The 20561-nt window shown below is 70.2% G+C and carries 21 protein-coding genes and 1 pseudogene; 8 read left to right on the forward strand and 14 right to left on the reverse strand.

The window, feature by feature from the left end; translation table 11 throughout:
- Positions 1-151: 151 nt before the first annotated feature.
- Both ABZ444_RS15020 and ABZ444_RS15025 read right to left on the reverse strand, forming a co-directional pair.
- Positions 152-2719 (reverse strand): C39 family peptidase, encoded by a 2568-nt coding sequence (locus ABZ444_RS15020; RefSeq protein WP_357996074.1) that lies wholly within the window; start codon positions 2717-2719, stop codon positions 152-154.
- Positions 2720-2903: 184 nt separating this feature from the next.
- Entirely contained in the window at positions 2904-3902 is a 999-nt protein-coding gene (locus ABZ444_RS15025; protein WP_357996077.1) for a helix-turn-helix domain-containing protein, read from the reverse strand.
- A 97-nt stretch (positions 3903-3999) separates the two neighbouring features.
- Here ABZ444_RS15025 and ABZ444_RS15030 point away from each other — a divergent pair, with 97 nt between their 5' ends.
- Positions 4000-4533 carry a LysR substrate-binding domain-containing protein gene (locus ABZ444_RS15030; RefSeq protein ID WP_357996080.1) on the forward strand — a complete coding sequence of 178 codons (534 nt, stop codon included), beginning with the start codon at positions 4000-4002 and terminating at the stop codon, positions 4531-4533.
- Positions 4534-4784: 251 nt separating this feature from the next.
- Here the strand turns inward: ABZ444_RS15030 and ABZ444_RS15035 are convergent, their stop codons facing one another.
- Positions 4785-5642, reverse strand: a complete 858-nt coding sequence (locus tag ABZ444_RS15035; protein ID WP_357996083.1) for a LysR family transcriptional regulator — start codon at positions 5640-5642, stop codon at positions 4785-4787.
- Positions 5643-5701: 59 nt separating this feature from the next.
- On the opposite strand from ABZ444_RS15035, the gene ABZ444_RS15040 reads away from it, so the two are divergent.
- On the forward strand, positions 5702-6520 hold the full coding sequence (locus ABZ444_RS15040; protein ID WP_357996086.1) for an alpha/beta hydrolase: 819 nt from the start codon (positions 5702-5704) through the stop codon (positions 6518-6520).
- On the opposite strand, the gene ABZ444_RS15045 is transcribed toward ABZ444_RS15040, so the two are convergent.
- On the reverse strand, positions 6454-7341 hold the full coding sequence (locus tag ABZ444_RS15045) for an alpha/beta hydrolase (RefSeq protein ID WP_357996089.1): 888 nt from the start codon (positions 7339-7341) through the stop codon (positions 6454-6456). The genes ABZ444_RS15040 and ABZ444_RS15045 overlap by 67 nt on opposite strands.
- A 59-nt stretch (positions 7342-7400) precedes the next feature.
- Here ABZ444_RS15045 and ABZ444_RS15050 point away from each other — a divergent pair, with 59 nt between their 5' ends.
- Positions 7401-7763 (forward strand): TetR/AcrR family transcriptional regulator, encoded by a 363-nt coding sequence (locus ABZ444_RS15050; RefSeq protein WP_357996091.1) that lies wholly within the window; start codon positions 7401-7403, stop codon positions 7761-7763.
- Positions 7764-7775: 12 nt separating this feature from the next.
- Here the strand turns inward: ABZ444_RS15050 and ABZ444_RS15055 are convergent, their stop codons facing one another.
- The 8 genes from ABZ444_RS15055 to ABZ444_RS15090 all read right to left on the reverse strand — a co-directional run bounded on the left by ABZ444_RS15055 (position 7776) and on the right by ABZ444_RS15090 (position 14637).
- Positions 7776-8339 (reverse strand): tyrosine-type recombinase/integrase, encoded by a 564-nt coding sequence (locus ABZ444_RS15055; RefSeq protein ID WP_357996094.1) that lies wholly within the window; start codon positions 8337-8339, stop codon positions 7776-7778.
- 38 nt (positions 8340-8377) lie between these two features.
- A complete protein-coding gene (locus ABZ444_RS15060) occupies positions 8378-9727 on the reverse strand; it encodes a hypothetical protein (protein ID WP_357996097.1) in 1350 nt (449 codons plus the stop codon).
- Positions 9714-10217, reverse strand: coding sequence for a SigE family RNA polymerase sigma factor (locus tag ABZ444_RS15065; protein WP_357996100.1), 504 nt, complete (start codon positions 10215-10217; stop codon positions 9714-9716). Before ABZ444_RS15065 ends, ABZ444_RS15060 begins: the two co-directional genes overlap by 14 nt.
- Positions 10218-10845: 628 nt before the next feature.
- Positions 10846-11124 carry a hypothetical protein gene (locus tag ABZ444_RS15070; RefSeq protein ID WP_357996103.1) on the reverse strand — a complete coding sequence of 93 codons (279 nt, stop codon included), beginning with the start codon at positions 11122-11124 and terminating at the stop codon, positions 10846-10848.
- Between the two features lie 45 nt (positions 11125-11169).
- Entirely contained in the window at positions 11170-12150 is a 981-nt protein-coding gene (locus ABZ444_RS15075; protein WP_357996106.1) for an Lrp/AsnC family transcriptional regulator, read from the reverse strand.
- A 5-nt stretch (positions 12151-12155) separates the two neighbouring features.
- On the reverse strand, positions 12156-13397 hold the full coding sequence (locus ABZ444_RS15080) for a carboxylesterase family protein (protein WP_357996109.1): 1242 nt from the start codon (positions 13395-13397) through the stop codon (positions 12156-12158).
- A 3-nt stretch (positions 13398-13400) separates the two neighbouring features.
- Positions 13401-14279, reverse strand: coding sequence for a VOC family protein (locus ABZ444_RS15085; protein ID WP_357996112.1), 879 nt, complete (start codon positions 14277-14279; stop codon positions 13401-13403).
- Positions 14280-14355: 76 nt separating this feature from the next.
- Complete coding sequence (locus ABZ444_RS15090; protein WP_357996115.1) at positions 14356-14637, reverse strand: DUF4158 domain-containing protein; 282 nt, start codon at positions 14635-14637, stop codon at positions 14356-14358.
- A gap of 216 nt (positions 14638-14853) precedes the next feature.
- Between ABZ444_RS15090 and ABZ444_RS15095 the strand changes: the two are divergent.
- Positions 14854-15192, forward strand: a pseudogene (locus ABZ444_RS15095) (TetR/AcrR family transcriptional regulator C-terminal domain-containing protein); the annotation flags it as partial.
- A gap of 97 nt (positions 15193-15289) precedes the next feature.
- Here the strand turns inward: ABZ444_RS15095 and ABZ444_RS15100 are convergent.
- Positions 15290-15769 carry a MarR family transcriptional regulator gene (locus ABZ444_RS15100; protein WP_357996228.1) on the reverse strand — a complete coding sequence of 160 codons (480 nt, stop codon included), beginning with the start codon at positions 15767-15769 and terminating at the stop codon, positions 15290-15292.
- A gap of 70 nt (positions 15770-15839) precedes the next feature.
- Between ABZ444_RS15100 and ABZ444_RS15105 the strand changes: the two genes are divergently transcribed.
- The 3 genes from ABZ444_RS15105 to ABZ444_RS15115 all read left to right on the forward strand — a co-directional run bounded on the left by ABZ444_RS15105 (position 15840) and on the right by ABZ444_RS15115 (position 18352).
- Positions 15840-16658 carry an NAD(P)H-binding protein gene (locus tag ABZ444_RS15105; RefSeq protein WP_357996118.1) on the forward strand — a complete coding sequence of 273 codons (819 nt, stop codon included), beginning with the start codon at positions 15840-15842 and terminating at the stop codon, positions 16656-16658.
- A 116-nt stretch (positions 16659-16774) separates the two neighbouring features.
- On the forward strand, positions 16775-17776 hold the full coding sequence (locus tag ABZ444_RS15110) for a ferritin-like protein (RefSeq protein ID WP_357996121.1): 1002 nt from the start codon (positions 16775-16777) through the stop codon (positions 17774-17776).
- Positions 17777-17848: 72 nt separating this feature from the next.
- Entirely contained in the window at positions 17849-18352 is a 504-nt protein-coding gene (locus tag ABZ444_RS15115) for a SpvB/TcaC N-terminal domain-containing protein (protein ID WP_357996125.1), read from the forward strand.
- A 147-nt stretch (positions 18353-18499) separates the two neighbouring features.
- On the opposite strand, the gene ABZ444_RS15120 is transcribed toward ABZ444_RS15115, so the two are convergent.
- Positions 18500-19579: a hypothetical protein gene (locus ABZ444_RS15120; protein WP_357996128.1), complete on the reverse strand. Its 1080-nt coding sequence runs from the start codon at positions 19577-19579 to the stop codon at positions 18500-18502.
- Positions 19580-20103: 524 nt separating this feature from the next.
- Between ABZ444_RS15120 and ABZ444_RS15125 the strand changes: the two genes are divergently transcribed.
- Positions 20104-20514 carry a Rid family hydrolase gene (locus ABZ444_RS15125; protein ID WP_357996131.1) on the forward strand — a complete coding sequence of 137 codons (411 nt, stop codon included), beginning with the start codon at positions 20104-20106 and terminating at the stop codon, positions 20512-20514.
- Positions 20515-20561: the final 47 nt, after the last annotated feature.

The following is a 20561-nucleotide window of genomic DNA, read 5'->3' on the forward strand; positions in this document are numbered from 1 at the left end:
GCCATGAGATCGTCCCTTCCTCGTCGGTGTGCCTGGTGGGAAGGACGGTAGGCCGGCGCTGGTCGAGGATCGGTCGGGGTCCTGCCAGGTGCCTTTCTGCGCGCCGGGGGATGGCGATCCCGGCGCGCTCCAGGGGGCTGCCGGCGTCAGGTCACGGGTTGGCCTTCGGGGTGATCAGGTGCAGCAGGCCCGGCGTCATCGCGTTGCGCATGGCGTAGACCATCTGGTCGATCGTCATGTAGTGGTGCCTGGCCTCCTGCGGGTCCCACACCCGGAACCGGTACGTCTGGCCGCCGCCGCCCGTCGGCTGGGTGGAGAAGCCGTGGATGACCACGTAGTGCCGCAGCAGGCCGTTGTTGACGTCGACCCAGGGCAGGTAGTCGGACTTGGCGAGCAGGATGGAGGGCTGGCTCTTGGTCGTCAGCGACCACCACACCGCGCTGAAGGTGTTGGCGATGGCCACCGCGTTGTCCTCGTCGGTGTTGCGCAGGTAGTTCTGGTTGTAGGTGTAGCCGACGATCGTGTTGCCGTAGTGGGCCATGTTGGTGGGCAGGGTGCCGAGCTGGCTGGTGCCGACCTCGTCGGCGATCTCCCGCTGGGAGGGCACGGGATCGGCGCCGGTGGTGGACAGCACCGCCTGCATCGCCGCCGGCCCGCAGAAGGTGTTGTTCTCCTGGGCCGCGCCGCGGAAGCGCAGGTCGCCGACGTTGCGGTTCTGGGTGTCGCCGTTGAAGGCGTAGGCGACGCTCAACTCCACCGCTCCGATGAACTGGGGACGCCAGGCCGTGGCACAGGACCGTACCGAGTCCAGCAGGGCCGACTCGCAGCGCACCTCCACACTGGAGCCCGATCCCGGCAGGTCGGACAATCGCAGGTTCAGGTGCGCGCGGGTGACGGTCGGCCTGGCCGGGAAGACGTAGGCGACGCCGCGCACCTCCTCCCAGCCGCGCTCCTTGCGGAACTCCAGGCAGGTCATGTTCCAGCCGCCGCCGGGCACGGTGTCGAGCCTGGTGGTGCAGTTCTCCTTGTCCGGCTCGTCGTAGCCGGGGTCGCCGGACCGCTCCCAGACCGTGGAGGAGTCGGCCAGCGGCGAGACCACCGCGTAGATCGGCGAGCCGTGCCCGCCGGGGTGGGCGCCGTACGGGGAGAAGGAGGTGACCTTCGTGACCGCGTTGCCGTAGTTGCCCTCGATGGTGGTGATCAGTCCGTTGCCGTCCGCCTCCACCACCACGCCGACATGGGTGCTGTTGCCCGCGCTCGTGCCGTACAGCACCAGGTCACCCGGGCGGATGTCGCTGAGCGAGCGCAACGTGCCGCGGCTCTTGCCCCACCAGTAGAAGTCGCCGCTGTAGGGCAGGAACACGTCGATGCCGGCGTGCCGCCACGTCCAGCTCGCGAACATGCTGCACCAGGCCCAGCCGCACTTGACCGAGCCGCCCGAGCCGTAGGGGTTGCAGTTGTCGCCCCACTCGGCGACGCCCAGCTGGCTGTAGGCGGCCCGGACGATCTGGTCGCGCACGTTGCCGCGGTCGACGGTGCCGCTGCCCGGAGGCATCGGCGTACCGGGGTTGCCCGTGCCGCCACCGCCGCCCGCGGGCTTGGGGTCGTTGTCGCAGCGCGGCAGGACGATGTCGGACGAGCCGGTCTTGACGTAGTAGTCGGCCACCCACAGCCCGTCGGAGGTCTTGTCCCAGACGGCCGAGCCGCCGTAGTTGAACTCGCCGTAGGCCTGGCAGACGATCGCGATGTAGCTGTTGCCGGCGTACCTGTCCTCCTCGCGGGCCGAGCTCAGGCTCTTGCCGTGGTAGCCGTTGAGCGTGGTGCGCACCAGGTAGCGGTTCCCGCCGCCGCCCGAGGGGCCGTCGTTGTCGCAGCGGTTCATGACGATGTCGGTGGAGCCGGTGCGCACGTAGTAGTCGGCCACCCACAGCCCGTCGACGGTCTTGTCCCAGACGGTGGAGCCGCCGTAGTTCGTCTCGCCGTAGGCCTGGCAGACGATGGTGATGTAGCTCTCCTCGGAGTACCTGTCCTCCTCGCGGGCCGAGCCCAGGCTCTTGCCGTGGTAGCCGTTGAGCGTGGTGCGGATCGGGAACTGGCGGCCGCCGCCCGGCTGCGTGCCGCCGCCGCCCGGGATGCCGAGCGAGGAGCAGGAGGGCATGCCGGGGATCCAGCCGGTGGTGCCGGTGCTGATGTGGACGTCGGGCACCCACAGACCCTGGGAGGTGTAGTCCCACAGCGTGCTGCCGTTGACGGCGCCGCCGTAGTCCTGGCACTTGATGAGGATCTGGCTGTCACGCATGTAGGCGTCGATCCGTACCCGGTCGTCGGGGTTGGCGCTGCCCCTGCCGTCCAGGTCGACCTTGACCCGGTACGGTCCGTGCAGCGAGCCTTTGTTCGCGTAGCCGTCGATCCCGATGGACAAGCAGCGGGGGACGTCGGGCAGGAAGCCGTCGATCCCGGTGCGCACGTAGGTGTCGGGCACCCACACCTTCTTGGTGGTGTAGTCCCAGACGGCGCTCCCGCCGACCGCCGGACCGGTGTCCTGGCAGACGATGGTGACGTCGGCGTCGGCGAGGTAGGCGTCGGTGCTGACGCGGTCGGCCGGGTCCATGCTGCCCCGGCCGTCGATGTCGACCTTCGCCTTGAACGGCCCCGCGTCCGCCACCGCCGTGGTGGCGCTGACCAGCGACAACGGCCAGATGACCGATAAGGCGAGCATGATCGTCAATAAGTTGCGAAGAACGTGTCCCATACGCGCGGAACTCCCTGGTGGGCGAGGAACGATGCACGATCACGGGGCATGCTGATCATCGTCGCCGTGGCGGCCGACCTCGCTCATCGCCCACGCGCCGACAGCTTGCTACGGCGGCGCGCCGCGGTCGTTAGCGTGAGACGCAGACTTTCTACGCACCAGGCGCACCCTGCGGTTCCCGCAGCGCCGTCACGCTGTGGCGGTAGTGCCTGGGCGACATCCCGTACGCCGCACGGAAGGACCGGCTGAAGTCGGCGGCACGCGGGAACCCCCAGCGGGCCGCGACGGCCTGGATCGACAGTGTGCGCAGCCGCGGATCAGCCAGGTCGGCGCGGCAGTGTTCGAGGCGCCGCCGCCTGATCCAGTCGGTCAGGGTGGTGCCCTGACGTTGGAAGAGCACCTGCAGGTGACGCACGGAGATGTGGTGACGGGCCGCGACGACCCCGGGCCCCAGTCGGGCGTCGCCCAGATTGTGCTCGACGAACGCGCAGATCTGCGCCATGAGGCTCTGGTCCCGGGTCTCGGGTGCCAGCCGGTGCTGGGCGTTCAGCCGATGGGCCAGGAAGGACAGGGCCAGGTCCAGGGTGGTCGCGCCCAGCCGCGTGGCGTCCTGGGGTGACATGGCGGGAACCTCGCGCACCAGGGTCCTGAGGTAGGTGGCGAGCACCGCACTCAGCCCGCCGGTGGCGGGCATCCTGCGCGACAGGAGGCCGTCTACCTGCCGTTCGGGCAGCGGCAGCCCGGCGCGTGGCAGGTGCATGATGATGGCCTTCGCCTGGTGCGGCCCGTCGAAGGCGCCGCCGTCGTACGGGCGCGAGGTCTGCCACATCACCAGGTCGCCCGTGGTCATCCGGGTGTCGTCCCGGTTCTGGCAGATCCACATCTCGCCGCCCACGATCAGCGTCAGCTCGTACGCCTCGGGGTCGGAACGGCGGATCAGCGCCGGGGTCCGCGCCGACGTGAGCGCCGGGAAGGAGGTGGTGGTGAGCTGGACGACGCCCAGGTCGATGACTCCGGCGGTGGCACGGAAGTCGGCCATGTGGTCGCTCGTGATGCGGGTGGGCCCCACATCCCGGCTGATCATGTCGCACCACCAGCCGAATCGTTCCTCGGCCGGCAGGTCCGTGCTCTTCAGGACGACGAAGCTCATCCGCGCACCCCCACCACTGGACGACCACAGACTCCCATGATCGACCAACGACGAAGAGCCGGCGGCCCCGGGTCAGACGGCGGTACCGGGCGGGGACTTGAGCAGCGCCGCCTACGAGGTCGACCCGGACGCGGTCCCGGTCGACATCGTCCTGTGCTCGGCCCACGAGCGCGCCGGGACGATCCGCGACGGCCGCGCCGACGTCGGGCTGCTGCACCGCTCGAACACCGACCTGACCGGTCTCGACTTCGCGGAACTCCTGACCGAAGACCAGGTCGTCGTCCTCCCCCACCGCCACCACCTGGCCGGCCGGGCAAGCGTGCGCCTCGCCGACCTGACCGGTGAGACGATGCCCCGCTGGTCGGCCGGCAGCCCGAACGGGCTGTCCGTACAGGACGTCGGCCAACTCATGCAGCTCGTCGCGCTCGGCCGCGCGGTCGCCGTGGTGCCCGCCTCCGTACGCGGCCAGCTCCGCGACGACCTGGTCTGCGTACCCGTCACCGACGCCGAGCCCACCACCCTCATCCTCGCCTGGCCACAAGGACACCGAACGTCCGCACTCGTGGCCTTCGTCCGCACCGCGACCACCGTCGCGGCCCATCGGCAGCTCAAGCAGCCACGCCGCGGGTGAATGTCCGCAGTCGGGGTCGGGCGGCGGCTGTGTTCAGGCGTTACGCCCTATGCGGATCGGCAACGGCGTCGGCTACCTCGTGAAGGACACCCACGATCTGGAGGCCGTCCTGGCCGCCCTGCACGGGGTCGCCGCCGGCGGGATCATCATGGACCCGCACCTCATCGAGAAGCTGCTCACCCGGCTCGACAGGGTGCCCGCGTCCGTGCCGATCCTGCTCTCCCAGCGTGACGAGCGCCGCAAGGAGCCGCTCAGCCGGGCTCGGCCAGGTCGAGGAAGGCTCGTACGGCGGGCCCGCAGTCGCTCGGCGACAGGACGGCCAGGGCGAGCGTCCGGGTGAGGCGCGGTTCGAGCGGCCTGGTCGCGACCGGCCCGAGCTCGGGCGGCAGACCGAGCGTGGGCACGATGCTGACCCCCAGGCCCGCGGCCACCATTTCGAGGATGGCCGATTGGCCGCCGGCCTCGTGGGCGACGTCGAGCTGGGCGCCGGCCTGGCGTGCCGCTTCGGTGATGAGCGGGCGGCAGCCCGCCGTGGTGAGGATGAACGGCTGCCCGGTCAGGTCGGTGATGTGGACGGTCTCCTGCCCGGCCAGGTGATGGCCGGCCGGCACCACGGCAACCATCTCGTGCGTGCTGAGCGGGATCGTGTGCAGGCCGGGGGCCGGGAGCGTGACCACACCGACCTCGGCCGCGCCTCCTTGCAGCCAGCCGCGGACGTCGTCGTCGGCCCCCTCGAACAGACGTACCTGGACCTGGGGGTAACGATCGGTGAAGACCCGCAACCGGTGGGCGATCAGGGTGCCGGTGGCGCTGGGCAGGCTGGCCAGCCGGAGCGGCCCGGTGACCTCACCGGCGGCGGCTGCCACCTCCGCGCGGATCAGGTCGAAGTGGCGCAGAGCCTCGCGAGCACGAAGATGGGCGCGCCGTCCGGCCTCGGTGAGGGCGATGCCGTCGGTGTGCCGGACGAACAGGGGGGCGCCGAGCTCGCGTTCGAGACTGGCGACCGCGCGGCTGACAGCGGGCTGGGACATGCCGAGCAGGTCCGCCGCCGCGGTGAATCCGCCCTGCTCGGCCACCGCGATCAGCGCTCGGAGCTGCGTCAACGTCATGGGGCCATACCCTAAGTGGTATTTGACCGGCCTTTGCGCATTCCAAGATGGTTATGTCCATGTCCACACGCATGACGATCGACGTCGACGGCCGCGCGGCCAGTTATCTGACGGCGGGCGAGCACGGCCCGCAGGTCCTGTTGCTCCACGGCACGTACTGGAGCCGTGTCTGGCAGCCGGTGCTCGACGACCTGGCCGCGGCCGGGTTGCGGCCGGTCGCCGTCGACCTCCCCGGCCTGGGCCGCTCGGAAGGGGAGCTGACGCTGGAGACGGCCACCGTGCCCGCACTGGCCGCCTGGGTGGCGCGCTTCGCGGCGGCACTCGGCATGGACGCGCCCGCGGGCGTGGCCGGGCACGACATCGGCGGCGCGGTCGCCCAGCATCTGCTGACCGGCGGCGAGCTGACGGTTCCCCGGCTGGCGCTGGTCAACTCGGTGAGCTACGACTCCTGGCCGGTGCCCGGCGTGGCGCGCTACCGCGACCCCGCCGTGGTCGCCGCCACCACCGTGGAGGACCTGCTCGCCGCCCGGCGTGTGGCCGTCACCACCGCCCTGGCCCGGCCTGTCGCCGAAGAAGAGTTGGACGACTATCTCGACCCGTGGCGCGAAGCACGCGTGGGGCGGGCCTGGATGGCGCTGGCCGGCGCCGCCGACAGCCGCTACACCCTCGACCTCATGCCTGCCCTGCTCGCCTGCGACGTGCCGAAGCTGCTGGTGTGGGGCGAGGACGACACCTTCCAGAAGGTCGGCCACGCGCAGCGGTTCGCCGACGAGGTCCCGAACACCACGCTGGTGCGGGTCGCGAACGCCGGTCACATCCCCATGGAGAACGACCCCGCACTGGTCGCCCGCACGCTGGCCGCGTTCTTCCTGGCCTGACGGGCCTCGCCCGTCCGGCGCGGCCATGACGCTTCCGGGGCAGTCAGGCGGACCAGAGGGCGGTGAGCAGCGCGTTCAGCCGTTCCGGCGCCTCGACGTGCGGGTCGTGGGCGGTGCCCGGCACCTGCTCGTGCCGGGCGCCGATCCGCTCGGCCGTGACCCGTGCGCAGGCCATGAGGGACGCCGCCGCGCTCCCGGTACGGCCCGGCTGCGCCCTCCCAGGTGCCCGAGACGGCCAGCTTGGGGAAGGACGCCGCCCGCAGCGCCGGCAACGGGACGCCCGCCTCCCAGCAGACGCGTTCGCGCAGTGCCGTGGCGGCCGCGCGCAACCGCCGATCGCCCGCGCCGGGCTCCGGCATGCCGGTCGAGCCGGCGGCGGCCCGCAGCCACTCCTCGGGCGTCAGGTCGGGAAGGTCGGCGTAGGCGGCGTGGTTGGCGCGCAGCGCCTCGGCCACGGCGGGGTGGTCGGCGGCCGCCTGGTAGCAGCCTGGCTCGACCAAGGTGAGCGAGCGCACCACCTCCGGCCGGCGCGCCGCCGCGATCATGGCGCCGACGGCGCCGTAGGAGTGGCCGACCAGGTGCGCGCCCGCGCCGAGCAGTTCGGCGACGTCGTCGGCGGCGGCCAGGCAGTCGCCGGGGAACCTGTCCCCGGCGTCCGGATCGCCGTCGTAGCCCCGGCGGTCCATCAGGAGCAGACGGAACCGGCCGGTCAGTGGACGTTGCGCCGCGAACCCGTACACGGGGTCGTCGCCCCAGCTCGTGGAGCCGTGCACGAAGACCGCCGGCGGCCCGGCCCCGGGGCCGAGCGCGGTGACGTGCACGGCGCCCGGCAGCGGGCCGTTCGCGCGACCGCCAGCTCACCTGCGAGCGGATCGTCGACGTGGCGGTCGCCGTCCTCGACGCCGAGGGTCACCGCGGGCTGTCGATGCGCCGCGTCGCCACCGAGCTGGGGGTGACCGCCGGGTCGCTGTACTGGTACGTCCGCACCAAGGACGACCTGCTGGAGCTGGCCCTCGACCGCGTGCTGTCCGAGGTGCGCGCCGGCTCCGGCACGTCCGGCTGGCGGGACGCCCTGGCGGCGCTGGCCCGCAGCAACCGCGCCATGCTGCTGTGCCACCGGTGGGCCCTGTCCGAGCTGACCGTCAGGCCCAGCCTCGGCCCGAACGCGCTCGCCCTGGCCGAGATGGAGGTCTTCTCCCGACCGTGTCCCCGGCCGCCAAGTAGCGCAGCGGGATTTCCGTGACGCTGCGCTCGGTCAACCCCGACGAGACGCCGGGTCGCGTCCTTCCTGCCAGCGGGCTAGCGCCTCAGGCGAGACGCGAGCGTAGCGGACCAGCGAGGTGACCGAGGTGTGGCCGGAGTAGGCGAGCAGGGTAGAGGTGTTGGCGCCATCTCCGGCGGCGTGGGTCAGGGCGCTGTGGCGCAACTGGTGCAGCGTATTCGGGCCTCCGGGCAGCTCCGCGGTGGCCCTCTCGAACAGCTCGGCGGCCCCGGCGCGGCGGGCGTTGAGCAGGCGGGGCAGCAGCCTGGCGGTGGCGGTGCGCCAGACGATGACGTCGAGCGCGCCACCCTTGCGCCGTACCTTGGCGCGCCGGTTGCGCAGGTCGAGGTCGTCGACGTCGAGGGCCAGGGCCTCCTCCGCCCGGGCCGCTGACTCATACAGCAGCCGAAACAGGGCTCGTTCCCGCAGGGTCCGGCTCTGGTGGGTCAGCAGTGCCTCGACCTGGCCCCGATCCAGGGCCTTGAGCGGTCCGGGGTGCGGGAGCGGCGGCGCAGGCGGCGCAGCGGGTCGCTGGCGAGCCAGCCCTGATCGCGCCATCAGTCGCAGAGGTCTTTGAAGCTGGCAGGGGTTCAGCGTCATGGCGCCGCGATACCTTTCACGATTCGCCGCAGATCACGCGCGGGGGCGGTGACCACGATGGCCAGGCCGAACTCTGGAGTCCAGGCGAACTTCCGGGTGCGCGTGGAGGCCCCCGTGTCGAGCAGTTTCCCCTGCACCCCGGCGATGGTCGCCGACTCCGGCTCGCCTCTGGACACGCTGCTCCACCAGGTGGCGCTCGGAACCGCCGCCCCACGCTGGATGGAGACAGTGACGGTGTCTTCGCCGTCCGGGCCAATCCACCGCCGGGTGGTGGAACGCCAGCGTGGTGCCATGACGGTCTCCACAGGACCCGACCGCAAATTCGGATCATTGAAGGAGATCGCGATGCCGTCGACGGACTCGCCCTGGCCTTCGGGAGGCGACTGGATGCCCTCGGCGATCCGTACCAGGTCCCCCTCCGGCAGGTGGTCCCCCCTGACCCGCACGCCGATTCCCGGCTTGACCAGCCACAGCAACACCCGGCCTGCCTGTCCGGTGGCTCCCGCGTAGGCCGGCTGGCCATGCACCGAGGCCGGACGTATATCAGTCAGCGACTCCTTCGGCGGTTCGGCGGCACGCAACTTCGCAAGCGTCGCCGCGGCCCGGCCGTATACGACCTCGACGGAGACGCGCCGACCGGACTCGCCCTGCCAGAGCCGGGCAAGCGCCTCAAGATTCGTGCCCGCCGTCCCCACGGCCCACATGCCGGCCGGCATGTATGTGACGCGTAGTCCGGCGAAGGCGGGATTCCAGCCCGTCACCCGCAGCCCGTCGATGATCCGGTCGCGCTCGCCCTTCAGGGCCGCCGAGACCGCGACTTTCAGTACAAGGCGGTGGTCGGCGACCCACATGGCGCTGGTGCCGTCGCCTGACAGCACTGGACCGTCGACGGATCGCGGTTCGACCGGTGAGTCGACCATGTTCAGGGCGAGAATATCCAACGCGTCGCGTATGACACCGTCCGTGCGGTAGGCCGAAACCTGGGCGAAATCGCCGCCGGCCTGCCATCTCAGCGCCTCACCGCGCAGCCGGATCCCTCCTTCGACGTCTTTCTCCTGCGCCCGCAGGCGTTGCGGGGCACCCAGCCCCTCCGGGATGTAGCCGATCCGCACACCCTCCAGTTCCGGGGAGGTGGCGACCGGGTCAGGCCGGGTGACGATGTACGGCGACACGACGCCGATCACCACCAGCACGGCGGCGGCCGCAGCGATGCTCGCCGCAAGTTTGCGCCGCCTTCTGCGCAGCGCCACCCGGGCCGTCACCCGTACGGCCAGCTCCGGCGCTCCCCGCACTGGCCGGGTCGCGTCGGTCATTCCCTGGCGTAGTCGTTCCTCAATACCGCGCACTGTTCGCCACCTCCTCACCCAGCAGCGCCCGCAGGCGTTTCAGCGCCTTGGACGTCTGGCTCTTGACCGTGCCGACGGAGCAGCCGAGCATCTTCGCGGTCTGGGCCTCGGTCATGTCATCCCAGAACCTGAGCACCACCACAGCCCGCTGCCGGGGCGGCAACGCCCGCAACCCGTCTACGACGATGTGCCGTAACTCGATGTCCTCCCGCGCGGTGGGCAGTTCGGGAGGGGTGTGCGTCGGAATCAATCGCACGATGGCCAGCCGCCGCGCCCGGCTGATCGCCAGATTGACGATGATCCGCCGGATGTAGGGCTCGGGGTCGCCGCCACGGCACAGCCTGTCCCAACGCAAGCACGCCCGCTCCAGCGCGGTCTGCAGCAAGTCTTCGGCTTCCTCAAGCGAACCGCAGGTCAGGTACGCCGTGCGCATCAGGCTTGTACTGCGGGCGGCCACGAACTCCGTGAACCCGTCCGTATGCGGCGTCACTGAACGCCCTTCGAAATCATGACCCCATACACGCACAGCACGCCGCGAAGGTTGCCTTGGTCTCCCAGCCCAGTCGCACAAGGGAGACCGCGTGATGGGAGCCTGGCATGCACCGGGACCGGACGGCGAGCGCCCCGCCGCAGAGCGGCTGCTCGGTTCCCCCACGGGCCGGGCTGGCCACCTGTCAACTGGCCCGAGCCGCAGGAGCGCACAAAGTGCAGCAGGTGAAGGGCGATCATGGACACCTCCTGGTTCTCCCGGTCGGTGCCGCCGATGGTGCCGGCCTTGCCGTAGAACAGGTCGGCGTTGGCCGGGTTCCAGTGGACCGTGGGTGCGCGTGCTGCCGTCCGGGAGGCGGAGGAGCCGGGGTAGCAGGTCGGCGGTGCCGCTGTCCCAGTACACCCATTCGATGGCGCCGCCCTTGGAGCGGACGGGGGCGCGCCGGTGCTCCAGGTCGAGATCTTCGACGTTCGGCGCCAGGATCTCCGCCGCCCGGGCGGCGGTCTCATACAGCATCCGCCACAGCGTCTTCTCGCGCAGCGGGATGTCGCGGCGGGACAGCAGCCGGTGGATCGTGGTCCTGGCGACCGCGCGGGTCTCGTCGGCGCTCTCCTTGCGGCGTTCGGCCTCAGCCGGGGCCGAGGGCGCCGCCCAGCGCTTCTTGGTCTGACACCAGGCCAGCCAGGAAGGCGTCGGCCGCCGCGGCGAGGCTGACGCCCCCACCGCGAAGGGCGGTGATCTTCGGCGCGGCGCTCATGCTGGCCGCCGGGTGATGCTCGCTGAGCCGGTCCGGGCGATGTATCGGATAACGTGCCGGAGTCGCGCACCGTTCCGGCGGGGAGTTGTCCTGGTCGCCATACCGCCGTGATCGCTCATGTACGTGATGACAGATCACTATCACGTACATGAGCGGCCTGGTGGATAGCGACGTTCGGTGGGCCCGTGCCGCTGGCTACGTTCCTGGTCTGGCTGTTCCGGCTCGTTTGCTGTCTCGGATGACCGGGGCACTTTCGATGTGCCGCACTCCCGGCAGGCTGCCGATGCCGCCCTCGAGGTAGCCGTAAAGCGCGCCAGCGTCGCGGCAGGCGACGAACAACAGCAGGTTGGTCGGGCCGGTGGTGGCGGCGGCAAAGGCGACCTCGGGATGCGCGGCCACCGCCTGGGCTGTGCGGCGCAGGGCGGAGGGCTCGACGGTCAGCCAGAGGATTGCGACCATCTCGAAGCCCAGGAGCAGAGGGTCGATGTCCACGTCGAAGAACAGCACGCCGCAGTCGCGCAGATGGTCCAGCCTGCGCTTGGCCGTTGCCGGAGACCAGCCGGTGGCACGGGCCAACTCCGGATATCCGGCGCGACCGTCCCGAGCCAGGACCCCCAGCAGATGCTCATCGCCTTCGTCCAGGACGACCCGCTCACGCTGAGCCCCTGGTGCGTGCTGCGGGGCGAGCGCGGCGATCTGCTCGCGCGTGAGCGAGTCGGCTCTGCCGTGCCAGCCGGTGGGGCCGCCGGCGAAGACCCGCAGCAGGCAGTGCGCCGTCACCCCGACCACCCGCGGTGTGCGGGGCAACTGGCCCAGCAGCAGCGCATCGCGCTCGCGGAAGCTGCGTGCCCGCACCACGCAGACGATCTGGGTGCCGCCGGAGGTGAGGCTGACCCAGGAGGTGTCCGCTCGGCGGGCCAGCGCCTCGGCGATGGGGACGGCCGCATCGGGTACGACCTGGATCCGGACGAACCACTCCGCCCAGCCCAGCCGTCGCGCCTGGACCTGACCGATCACCTGCAGCAGCCCTGCGGAGCGGAGCCTGTGGTAGCGGCGTGCCACTGTCTGGTCGGACACCTTCAGCACCGACGCGATACGGCTGAAGGGGGCGCGGCCGTCCACGTGCAGGGCGTGGACGATGGCGCGATCGAGCTCGTCCAGGACAGGGGCGATCACCGTGGTCAGGTTGGCGTGATGTGCTCGACGTGAGAGAAGGCGGGCCAGCCGGGCGAGCCGTCGTGGACGAAAGCCGTCCAGGCGCCCTGCACGTGCGCCACGAGCTGCTCAAGCCGAGCAGGCTCGGCGCCGGCCAGCATCGGGGAGGCATGCCAGGCTGGCAGATTGCCGAAGACGAACGGCAGTTCGATGCAGTGGCAGGCGCCGAACGGGCTGCCCGGCGGTGACCAGTCGAACTGGTAGAGGTGGGCCGAGCGGGCTCGCCCGGCCAGGCGCAGGCTGCCGTCGCGGAACAGCCGCGCGGTGAGCTCGGCCTCAGCTTGGGGGAAGAAGGCCCGGGCCTCGTCCTGGGTGGTGCCGATCAGCATGGGCACCTCCTCCTGGGGACTGGTGGTCAGGTCGGCCGGCACGCCGTCGGCGGCGACCAGTTGGAAGGGCGGCGTCACCCCCGTGAGCTGCGCGGTGCGGCGGGCGATCTGCTCCTGGCCGGCGAGCAGGTCGGCGAGCGGTAGGGTGCGCAGCCGTTCGGCGTCACTCGGGCGCAGCTTGAGGGCGTCCAGGAGGATCTGACCGATCTCGGCGGCCTCGCCGAGACTGTACGGCTGTACGCCGGCCGGTGTGCTTTGCAGGAGGACTTGCCGGAACAGGTCACGGCCCGCGGAATGGCCGGACAGGGCCAGTGCGGACAGCGCTCCGGAGGACTGGCCGGCCAGCGTGATGCGAGCCGGGTCACCGCCGAACGCCGAAATGTTCTCCCTCACCCAGCGTAGGGCGGCGATCTGGTCGAGCAGCCCGAGGTTGGCCGGGGCGAACTGCGGCGTCAGGTACAGGTAGCCCAGGGCTCCCAGCCGGTAGTTGACGGTGACGACCACCATCCGGCCGCGTTCTGCCAGCAGCGCGCCGTCGTACCAGGCTTGGGCGCCGGAACCGGTCAGGAAGCCGCCACCGTGCAGCCACACCAGGACCGGCAACCCGCTGCCGCCCGGTGTCCACGCACTGAGTGACAGGCAGTCCTCACCCTGGGGAAGTTCGCTGCCGGGGCCGAGGACGCGTTCGAGCCGGGACGTGCGCGGCTGCGGGGCCGCCAGGCCCGGCCGGACGGCATCCAGCACGCCGTTCCACCGCGTCGGCTGCGGCGCGGCGAACCGCTCGGCGCGAGCGTACGGGATCCCAAGAAAGGCGGTGACCGCGCCGCCCGCGGGGACGCCGCGCAGCGCCCCGGCGGGTGCGTGGATCAGGTCGGTCACCGGTCACACCTCCAGGAAGGCCAGCGCGGCGCCGCGGGCCTGGGCGGCCCCGACGAAGAACCCGCCGGGCATGTCCCTTGTGGTGAACCCGTTGCCCTCCACCAGGTCGCGGGCCGCCTGTACGTCCCGTACCGACACGGCCTGCCCGGCCATGTACGGCAACGCGGGCACCGGCTCGCCGGGCATCATCGCGCGGAAGGCGGACACCGCGACGACCTCCACCCGGCCCAGCGGCAGCGGCAGCACGTGCACTGGTCCCTCGATCACCGGTTCGGTGTCAAGGATGAGGGCGTAGCGGGCGACGGTGGGCTCCAGGTCGGCCTCGTCCACCACGAGCAGCACACTGTACAGGCCGATGGCGCCGTTGGCGTGCTCCAGGTAGCGCGGCTGGTGGATCAGTTCAGGGGTCAGGTGGTACGCGGCGTGGATCAGCCCTTCGGGTGTGAGCGCCCGGTCGAGGTGGACCGCCTGAAAGCGGGCGCTCTCCACACCGTCAGGGGTGTCCACATCCCGCTGCAGCGGCAGCACACCGGAGGAGGACAAGCCGGTCGCGCGCAGGCGCTTTTCGGCGGTTTCGATGTCGGTACAGCCGAAAGAGTACCCGTGCAGGCCCTCGTACTGGGCGATGAGCGGGCGGATGTTCCAGGGGTCGACCGAGCCGTCCCCGTAGAGGCCGAGCAATTCCAGGTAGGTGCGGCCGAACAGGGCGCACCGGTTGCCGGCACCCATCGGCCTTCGCTCGCCGCCGGGGCGGTCGGAGCCCACGTGCATGGACAGCGGGCTGAGCGTGAAGCCCAGCGCCTCGTAGGTCGCCGCGGTGGCGTCCATGTCGGTGGTGTACAGGACGGAGTGGTCGATCCGGTCGATGTCACGAGCAATCATGGGTGACAGGCTGCCGCCCGGCGGCCGCCGGTTCCAGCCAATGAGGTGGGATCGACGTCTTTCGACATTCAAGGTCCTATCGTGATGGAATCCCACGCGCCAGCGCCAACTGACGCTTCACGGGAGCAGCCTCGGGTTCGGCGACGTCGCCCTGACGCTGGCGCACCAGCTTGCGATGCGCCTTCGCACTGCGAGAGGAGCCGTGATCCGGCCAGATGTCCTCGGCCAACTCCAGACAGCGCCGAACGTGGTCAATCACCACCTCGGGGATCTCGTCCGGGGACGGGAAACGCGCCATCTTCTGAAAGCACTTCAACGCCAGCACCAGCGCGAAGCACGACTGTCGCTGGCCAACCATTCGATCAGGGCCTCCTCATCGGCCCGGGTCGCCTCGCGAAATCCCAGCGCGCTAACGTCCAGGCTGCGATGGGCTCTTCCGGTTCCCACTCCCGACGCACCAGCGCGCTCCCTCGTCCGACCGGTCCCCGAGATCGAGACCCACCGTCGAACGTCCACGAACCGCTACCGCCCGGTTTGCCTCACTTGTGACGATCACGAACCGCGACCGTGATCTATCACAGAGCTACTTTGCGGACACGTTCGAGAGAAGACCCCCGAGACCGGCTCGCGCCTGCTGGAGCGCGCCGGGTTCGCCGGCTCCGACCTCGACGCCGCCATGGCCGCCGTCAACGACCACGTGGTCGGCGCGGTCATCGCGGAGGTCGCCCGGCGCGACACGCCGGCCCGCATGAGCGGGACCGGGTCCGGCTGGGACGAGCAGGCGGCCGAGTACCTGCGCCAGGCCGCCGAACGCCACCCGACGCCGGCCGGCCGGATGGCCGCCACCGGCGAGATCGACGTCGGACGCGAGAGCGAGCGGCGCTTCGCGTTCGGCCTCGACTGCCTCCTGGACGGCCTCGCCACCCGCTGCGCGCCCCCTCCCCCTCATGGCGCAGGGGCGCGGTCCCGCCGCCGACCGGGCGTCCTGAGTCGCGGCGCCGGACCGTACGTCACCAGTTGCGCACCTCGTGCGCCCACGCGATCAGCCCCGCCACGAACCCCTGCCGGTCCGACGGCGAGAGGTTGTCCAGAACGCGCAGCAGCGGCGCGGCACGCAGGGCGACGAATCCCTCGACCATCGCCCGATGATCAGGGGCCAGCGACACCAGGGTGCGGCGGCGGTCGGCCGGATCCTCCCGGCGTTCGACCAGGCCGGCCCGGCTGAGGTCGCCGACCAGCTCGCTCGCGGTCGGCAGTGACATGCCCATCCTGTCGGCCAGCTCGCTCACGCTGAGCGACGACTCGACGGTCAGCTGCGGGATGACCGCGCCATGCCTCCCGGTGAGGCCGTTGCTGCGGAAGATCTCCCGCAGCCGGTCCGGCATCTCGGCCTGGGCTCGCCGGAAGTACGCCTCCACCAGGGGTACGAAGCCGAGGGCTTCCCTGACCTCCTCGGGCCGTGGCAGTCGCGGGGGCGAAATGGGGTCCATCACGGTCACAGGTTACAGTCCTCATATCCAAACAGTTCGGATATCCGAAGTGAGGTAGACGTTGATTCTGGTGACAGGCGCCACGGGTAACGTCGGGCGTCATCTGGTGGATCTGCTGCTCGGAGCAGGCGAGCAGGTCCGGGCGATCAGCCGGCACCCCGAGCGGGCCGGCCTGCCCGACGGCGTGGAGGTGGTCAGAGCCGACATGTCGCGGGCGGAGGACCTGCGGGCCGCGTTGCGGGGGGCGGACCGCGCGTTCCTGCTCCCGGCCGCCGGCCAGGTGGACGGCTTCCTGCGCGAGGCCGCGAGGGCCGGCCTCGGGCACGTGGTGCTGCTGTCCGCGCTGGCGGTGACCATGAAGCAGGCCGGCGTGCTGGGCAGCGCCCATGCCGAGTACGAGCGGGCCGTGGCCGGGTCGGGGCTGCCGTGGACGTTCCTGCGTCCTGGCGCGTTCATGGCGAACGACCTGCGGTGGGCGCCCGGCGTCAAGAACGGCGGCGTGGTGCGCGCCCCGTTCGCCGAGGCGGCCACCGCGCCGATCGACGAACGTGACATCGCCGCGGTGGCCGCGCGGACACTGCTCGACGACGGGCACGCGGGCAGGGCCTATGAGCTGAGCGGTCCCGCCTCGCTGACGACGGCCGAGCGGGTACGGATCCTCGGCGAGGTCCTGGGCCGCGACCTGCGTCTGGAGGAACTGTCTCCCGAGCAGGCCCGCGAGCAGATGGTCGCGCACACCCCCGCGGCGGTCGTGGACTCGATGCTCACGCTGTTCGCCTCGTTCGTCGGCAGGGCCGCGGACGTGTCACCGGTCGTGCGGGAGGTGACCGGCGACGCGCCGCACACCTACGCCGACTGGGCGGCCCGGAACGCCGCGGTGTTCGGCTGACGAAGCACCCCGGCCTGTCCCGGTTCGGCAAAACAACGCTGACGCATGAGCCCGAATGAACCCGGGAAAGATCCCGGCGTCTGAGAAAAATGCGGACGCGGCGCCGGGACCGGCGAATGTGCGCGGCCCCGGTGAACCGAGAGTGGCGTTGTGCGATGAGGCCGATGACTACGGGGACTTTTCCCATGAAGACGCTCAGGGAGTACGTCGAGACGCGAATTCTCTCGCCGGACGACCTCAAAGGCGCTCTGCAACTCGCGATGCGGCTGGAGTTCGCCACGATCCCGCCGTATCTGTGCGCCGAGTGGTCGGTCCGGCACGATCCGGACCACACCCGGAACGTCGTCCACCAGGTGGTGATCCAGGAGATGCACCATTTCGCGCTGGCGGGCAACCTGCTGACCGCGGTAGGTGGCACGCCGTCGATCGCCCACGCGGACTTCCTGCCCGTCTACCCGGCGAACGAGTTGCCCGGCGGCATCGCGCAGGAGCGACCGGTCGATCTCAAGCCGCTGAACAAGGACCAGCTTGCGGTGTTCATGCAGATCGAGCATCCGGACTTTCCTCCGGTCGCCCGCCGGGACACGCCGCCGCCGCCGACGATCGGCGCCTTCTACGACACGATCATCGAGACGTTCCAGGAGACCGAGCCGGCGATCGACCAGGACGCGCTCGCGGTGGAGGTCCCCCTCGCGCCGCCGATCCGGACCGTCTACGACGCGATCGAGACGATCGACCGGATCAAGCGCGAAGGGGAAGGCGTTCCCGGCTCGCCCGACGTCCCCACCAGCGCGGGGACGAAGCATGCGCACTACTACCTGTTCAAGGAGCTGTTCGTCCAGAAGCGGCTGGTCAAGGTCGATGGGGTGTGGAGTTTCACTGGCGCGCCGATCACCCTGCCGGACGTGCACGACTTCATGCCCTCGACGGCGGATCCGGATCTGTCGCTGGAGTTCCGGCGCACTCTGAGCGGCCTGCTGACCAGCCTGGAGTCCTGCTGGACGACGCCGGGCACCGAACCGGACCTGTCGGCGATGTTCGATCTGAGCTCAACCGGCCAGGATCTCATCGAACGGCACATCCGCCCGGACTTCACCTGGTTGGATCCGTCGCAATAGCGCTCGCCTCAGGGCGGCACACGAACGCACCCTGCGAGGAAGATATGTCCGGAATGCCAAATACGCCAGTTCGTGGCATCCACCTCCGATGACGGGGAGCGTTCCAGGATCGTCGACCGGCGACCGGAACAAACCGCTGCCCCCGGCGTTGAGCCTGCCCGAGGGCGGCGGCGCCGTCCGCGGCCTGGGGGAGAAATTCCGGCCAACGCCCTTCTGGGCAGCGCGAGTCTGACCATTCCGCTCCCGCTCCGCTCCTCGCGTTCCGGGTTCGGTCCCGCCCTCGCGCTCGGCTGCGACTCGACGGCCCCCGGCAGCGCCTTCTGCCTGAGCTGGCGGCTGCACGCCACCCAGATCACCCTGCGGACCGACCGCGGCGTCCCCAGGTACGACGAGCACCGACACCTTCCGCCTCGACCAGGACGACCTCGTCCCGGCCTTGGACGACGACGGCCTCGCCGCTCTGACCTCATGCCTTGTCTGGGGATTCCGTCATCCCCATCGACCTTCACATCGTCACCACCGAGGCCCTCGATCAGCACGGCAGCGAACGCCACCATTTCCTGCACTCGGTCCTGAGATCCGGCAAGGTGCTCTACACCCGGCCCTGCCGGTACCGGGACACGACGGCAGCGTATGGCGAGACGTCGGTCGAGCCAGGCTTCGACTTCCGCAGATGACGCCGGCCACTCTCGTGTGGGGGTTGTCTCTTGAGCGGTGGCGAGGTCAGCGGTTGAAGTCGCGGGCCGTCACGCTGCCAAGTCCGTTACTCCCGTTCTTTGACAGGTAAACGGTCATCCCTTCCTCGTGGAGGTTGATCCACCCGCCACCCTGACCGTAGGGGGCGTCCTTCGCGCGTACGGAGTCGGCGTACACAACACCACTGGTGGTGTCCGTCCCGCCCTGGTACACCTGCAGCCCAGACCTGGGGAAGGCGATCCGTCCGTCGTCGGTGCTTCTGCCCTGCACCCATGTGGTGTTGACGCCGTTGACGTCGGCCTTGTCGGCGAACACGGTGCCCGGGTCGTTGGAGTTGCCGGTGCTCCAGACTTTCACCCCGCCCGGGAGGAAGGTGATGCTTCCGTCGCCCTTGGTCGATCCCTCCAACCGCGGGGTGGTGACGCCATCGATGGCGGTGAGGGTTCGCAGGACGGGATTGCGCACCTGAACGGTGGTGGTGAAGGTGTGCCGCCGGGTGCCGGAGGTGGCGATGAGGGTGTAGGTGGTGTCGCGCTCCGGGGCGTCGTCCAGCACCAAGGAGTACGGGCCGTGCGAGCCGGCGTGCTTGACCTTGGGAACGGGCTTCCGGCCACCCGGGAACAGGATCTCGTATGTGAAGTCGTCGGATCCCTCCCAGTTCAGCGTGACCTTCGTTCCGGAGTCCACCACGACGTTGTCCGCGAGGAAGCCGTGCGGCGCCGGTATCTCCTTCGGCGCCGTCTTCACCACCGCCACCGCCGTGTCACTGTTGCGCAGGCCCCCATTCTTGCTTCTGCCGGCGGCCTCGGTCACCCGCAGCACGGCCAGCCCGGGTTCGGGGGCGACAGTGACGTTCTCCAGCGTCACCACCATGTAGTCACCGGGACCGAAACTGATTGCGCTGCCCTGATCGCTGACCTGGAATGCGGAGCTCTGCGCCTGGACGGTCACTGGACGGGCGTGGCCGGTCTTGATGTCGGTGTGCTCGCCTTTGGGGGTGATCGTGGTGAAGTCGTCGGTGAGGTGGCCGGCGCCGGTGCCGACGGGAACCGTCACCTTGATCGTGCAGTACGCCGTCTGCCCGGTGTTCGTGACGAGCAGGTACACCGTCCCGGTGGACCTGGACTGCCGCCCGGCCGCTGACGCCGCCAAGGGTGCCGGGTCCGTGATGAGGGTGTAGGTCAGCATGGTCAAGGTCGCGACTCCTTCTCTTGGCGGCAACAGCGGCAGGCCGATGACCTGCGCGCTATGAGAGGACTGGGCCGGGCATGACAGGCGGCGGCCCGGGTGACGCTCCGCGCTTGTCTCCAAGGTGATCCAAACGTCAAGGTGAAGGGCGCGACAAGAGTGCTCAAGGTGGCTATAACGGGACGCTTCGGCAATACCCTCAGCACCTTGACATGCGTTAGGTGCATGGTTCGGAACTGTCCGTAACCTGCACCCTCCTGTGGGCCGACCCGCCGCGGCCTTGGGGGCCGCTGGCGGATTCCACCACGTTGAGCCCCCCGACCGACCGAACTGGCTGAACAACCAGCTCAGCGGCAAGGCTCCCGGGACAGAAACCTGTGGCGTAACGAAAGATCCTTTGACATGGTGGGCCGCATTCTCGCCTGAGTCGAAGGGAAACGACCATGGGCCGTGCAGTTACGTTGATCCGCTCGTCCTCTTTGTCTGACGTCGCCGAGTACGCCTACGCGGCCACTGCTCCCGCCGGAGCCCGCCTGATCTTCCTGGCCGGAGCCTGCCCGCTGAACAAGGATGGATCCACGGCGGCGGTCGGAGACTACGCAGGTCAGGCAGCGAAGGCCCTCGAAAACATGCAGACCGCCCTGACGGACTCCGGCGCATCCCTGCACGACATCATCAGCACCAGGGTTCTCGTGGCGTCCAGCAGGCAGCAGGACCTGGGGGCGGCCTGGGAGGTGGTCCGGGCCTTCTTCGGTGATCACGACGTTCCCAGCACATTGATGGGCGTCACGGTGCTGGGTTATGAAGATCAACTCGTGGAGATCGAAGCCATCGCCGCCGTGCTCGACTCCTGAGGTGGCGATCAACCGAACCCTGCGGGCACCGCATCCGCTACCACCCC

The organism is Nonomuraea sp. NPDC005730 (assembly GCF_040630865.1).
Classification (GTDB): Bacteria; Actinomycetota; Actinomycetes; order Streptosporangiales; family Streptosporangiaceae; genus Nonomuraea.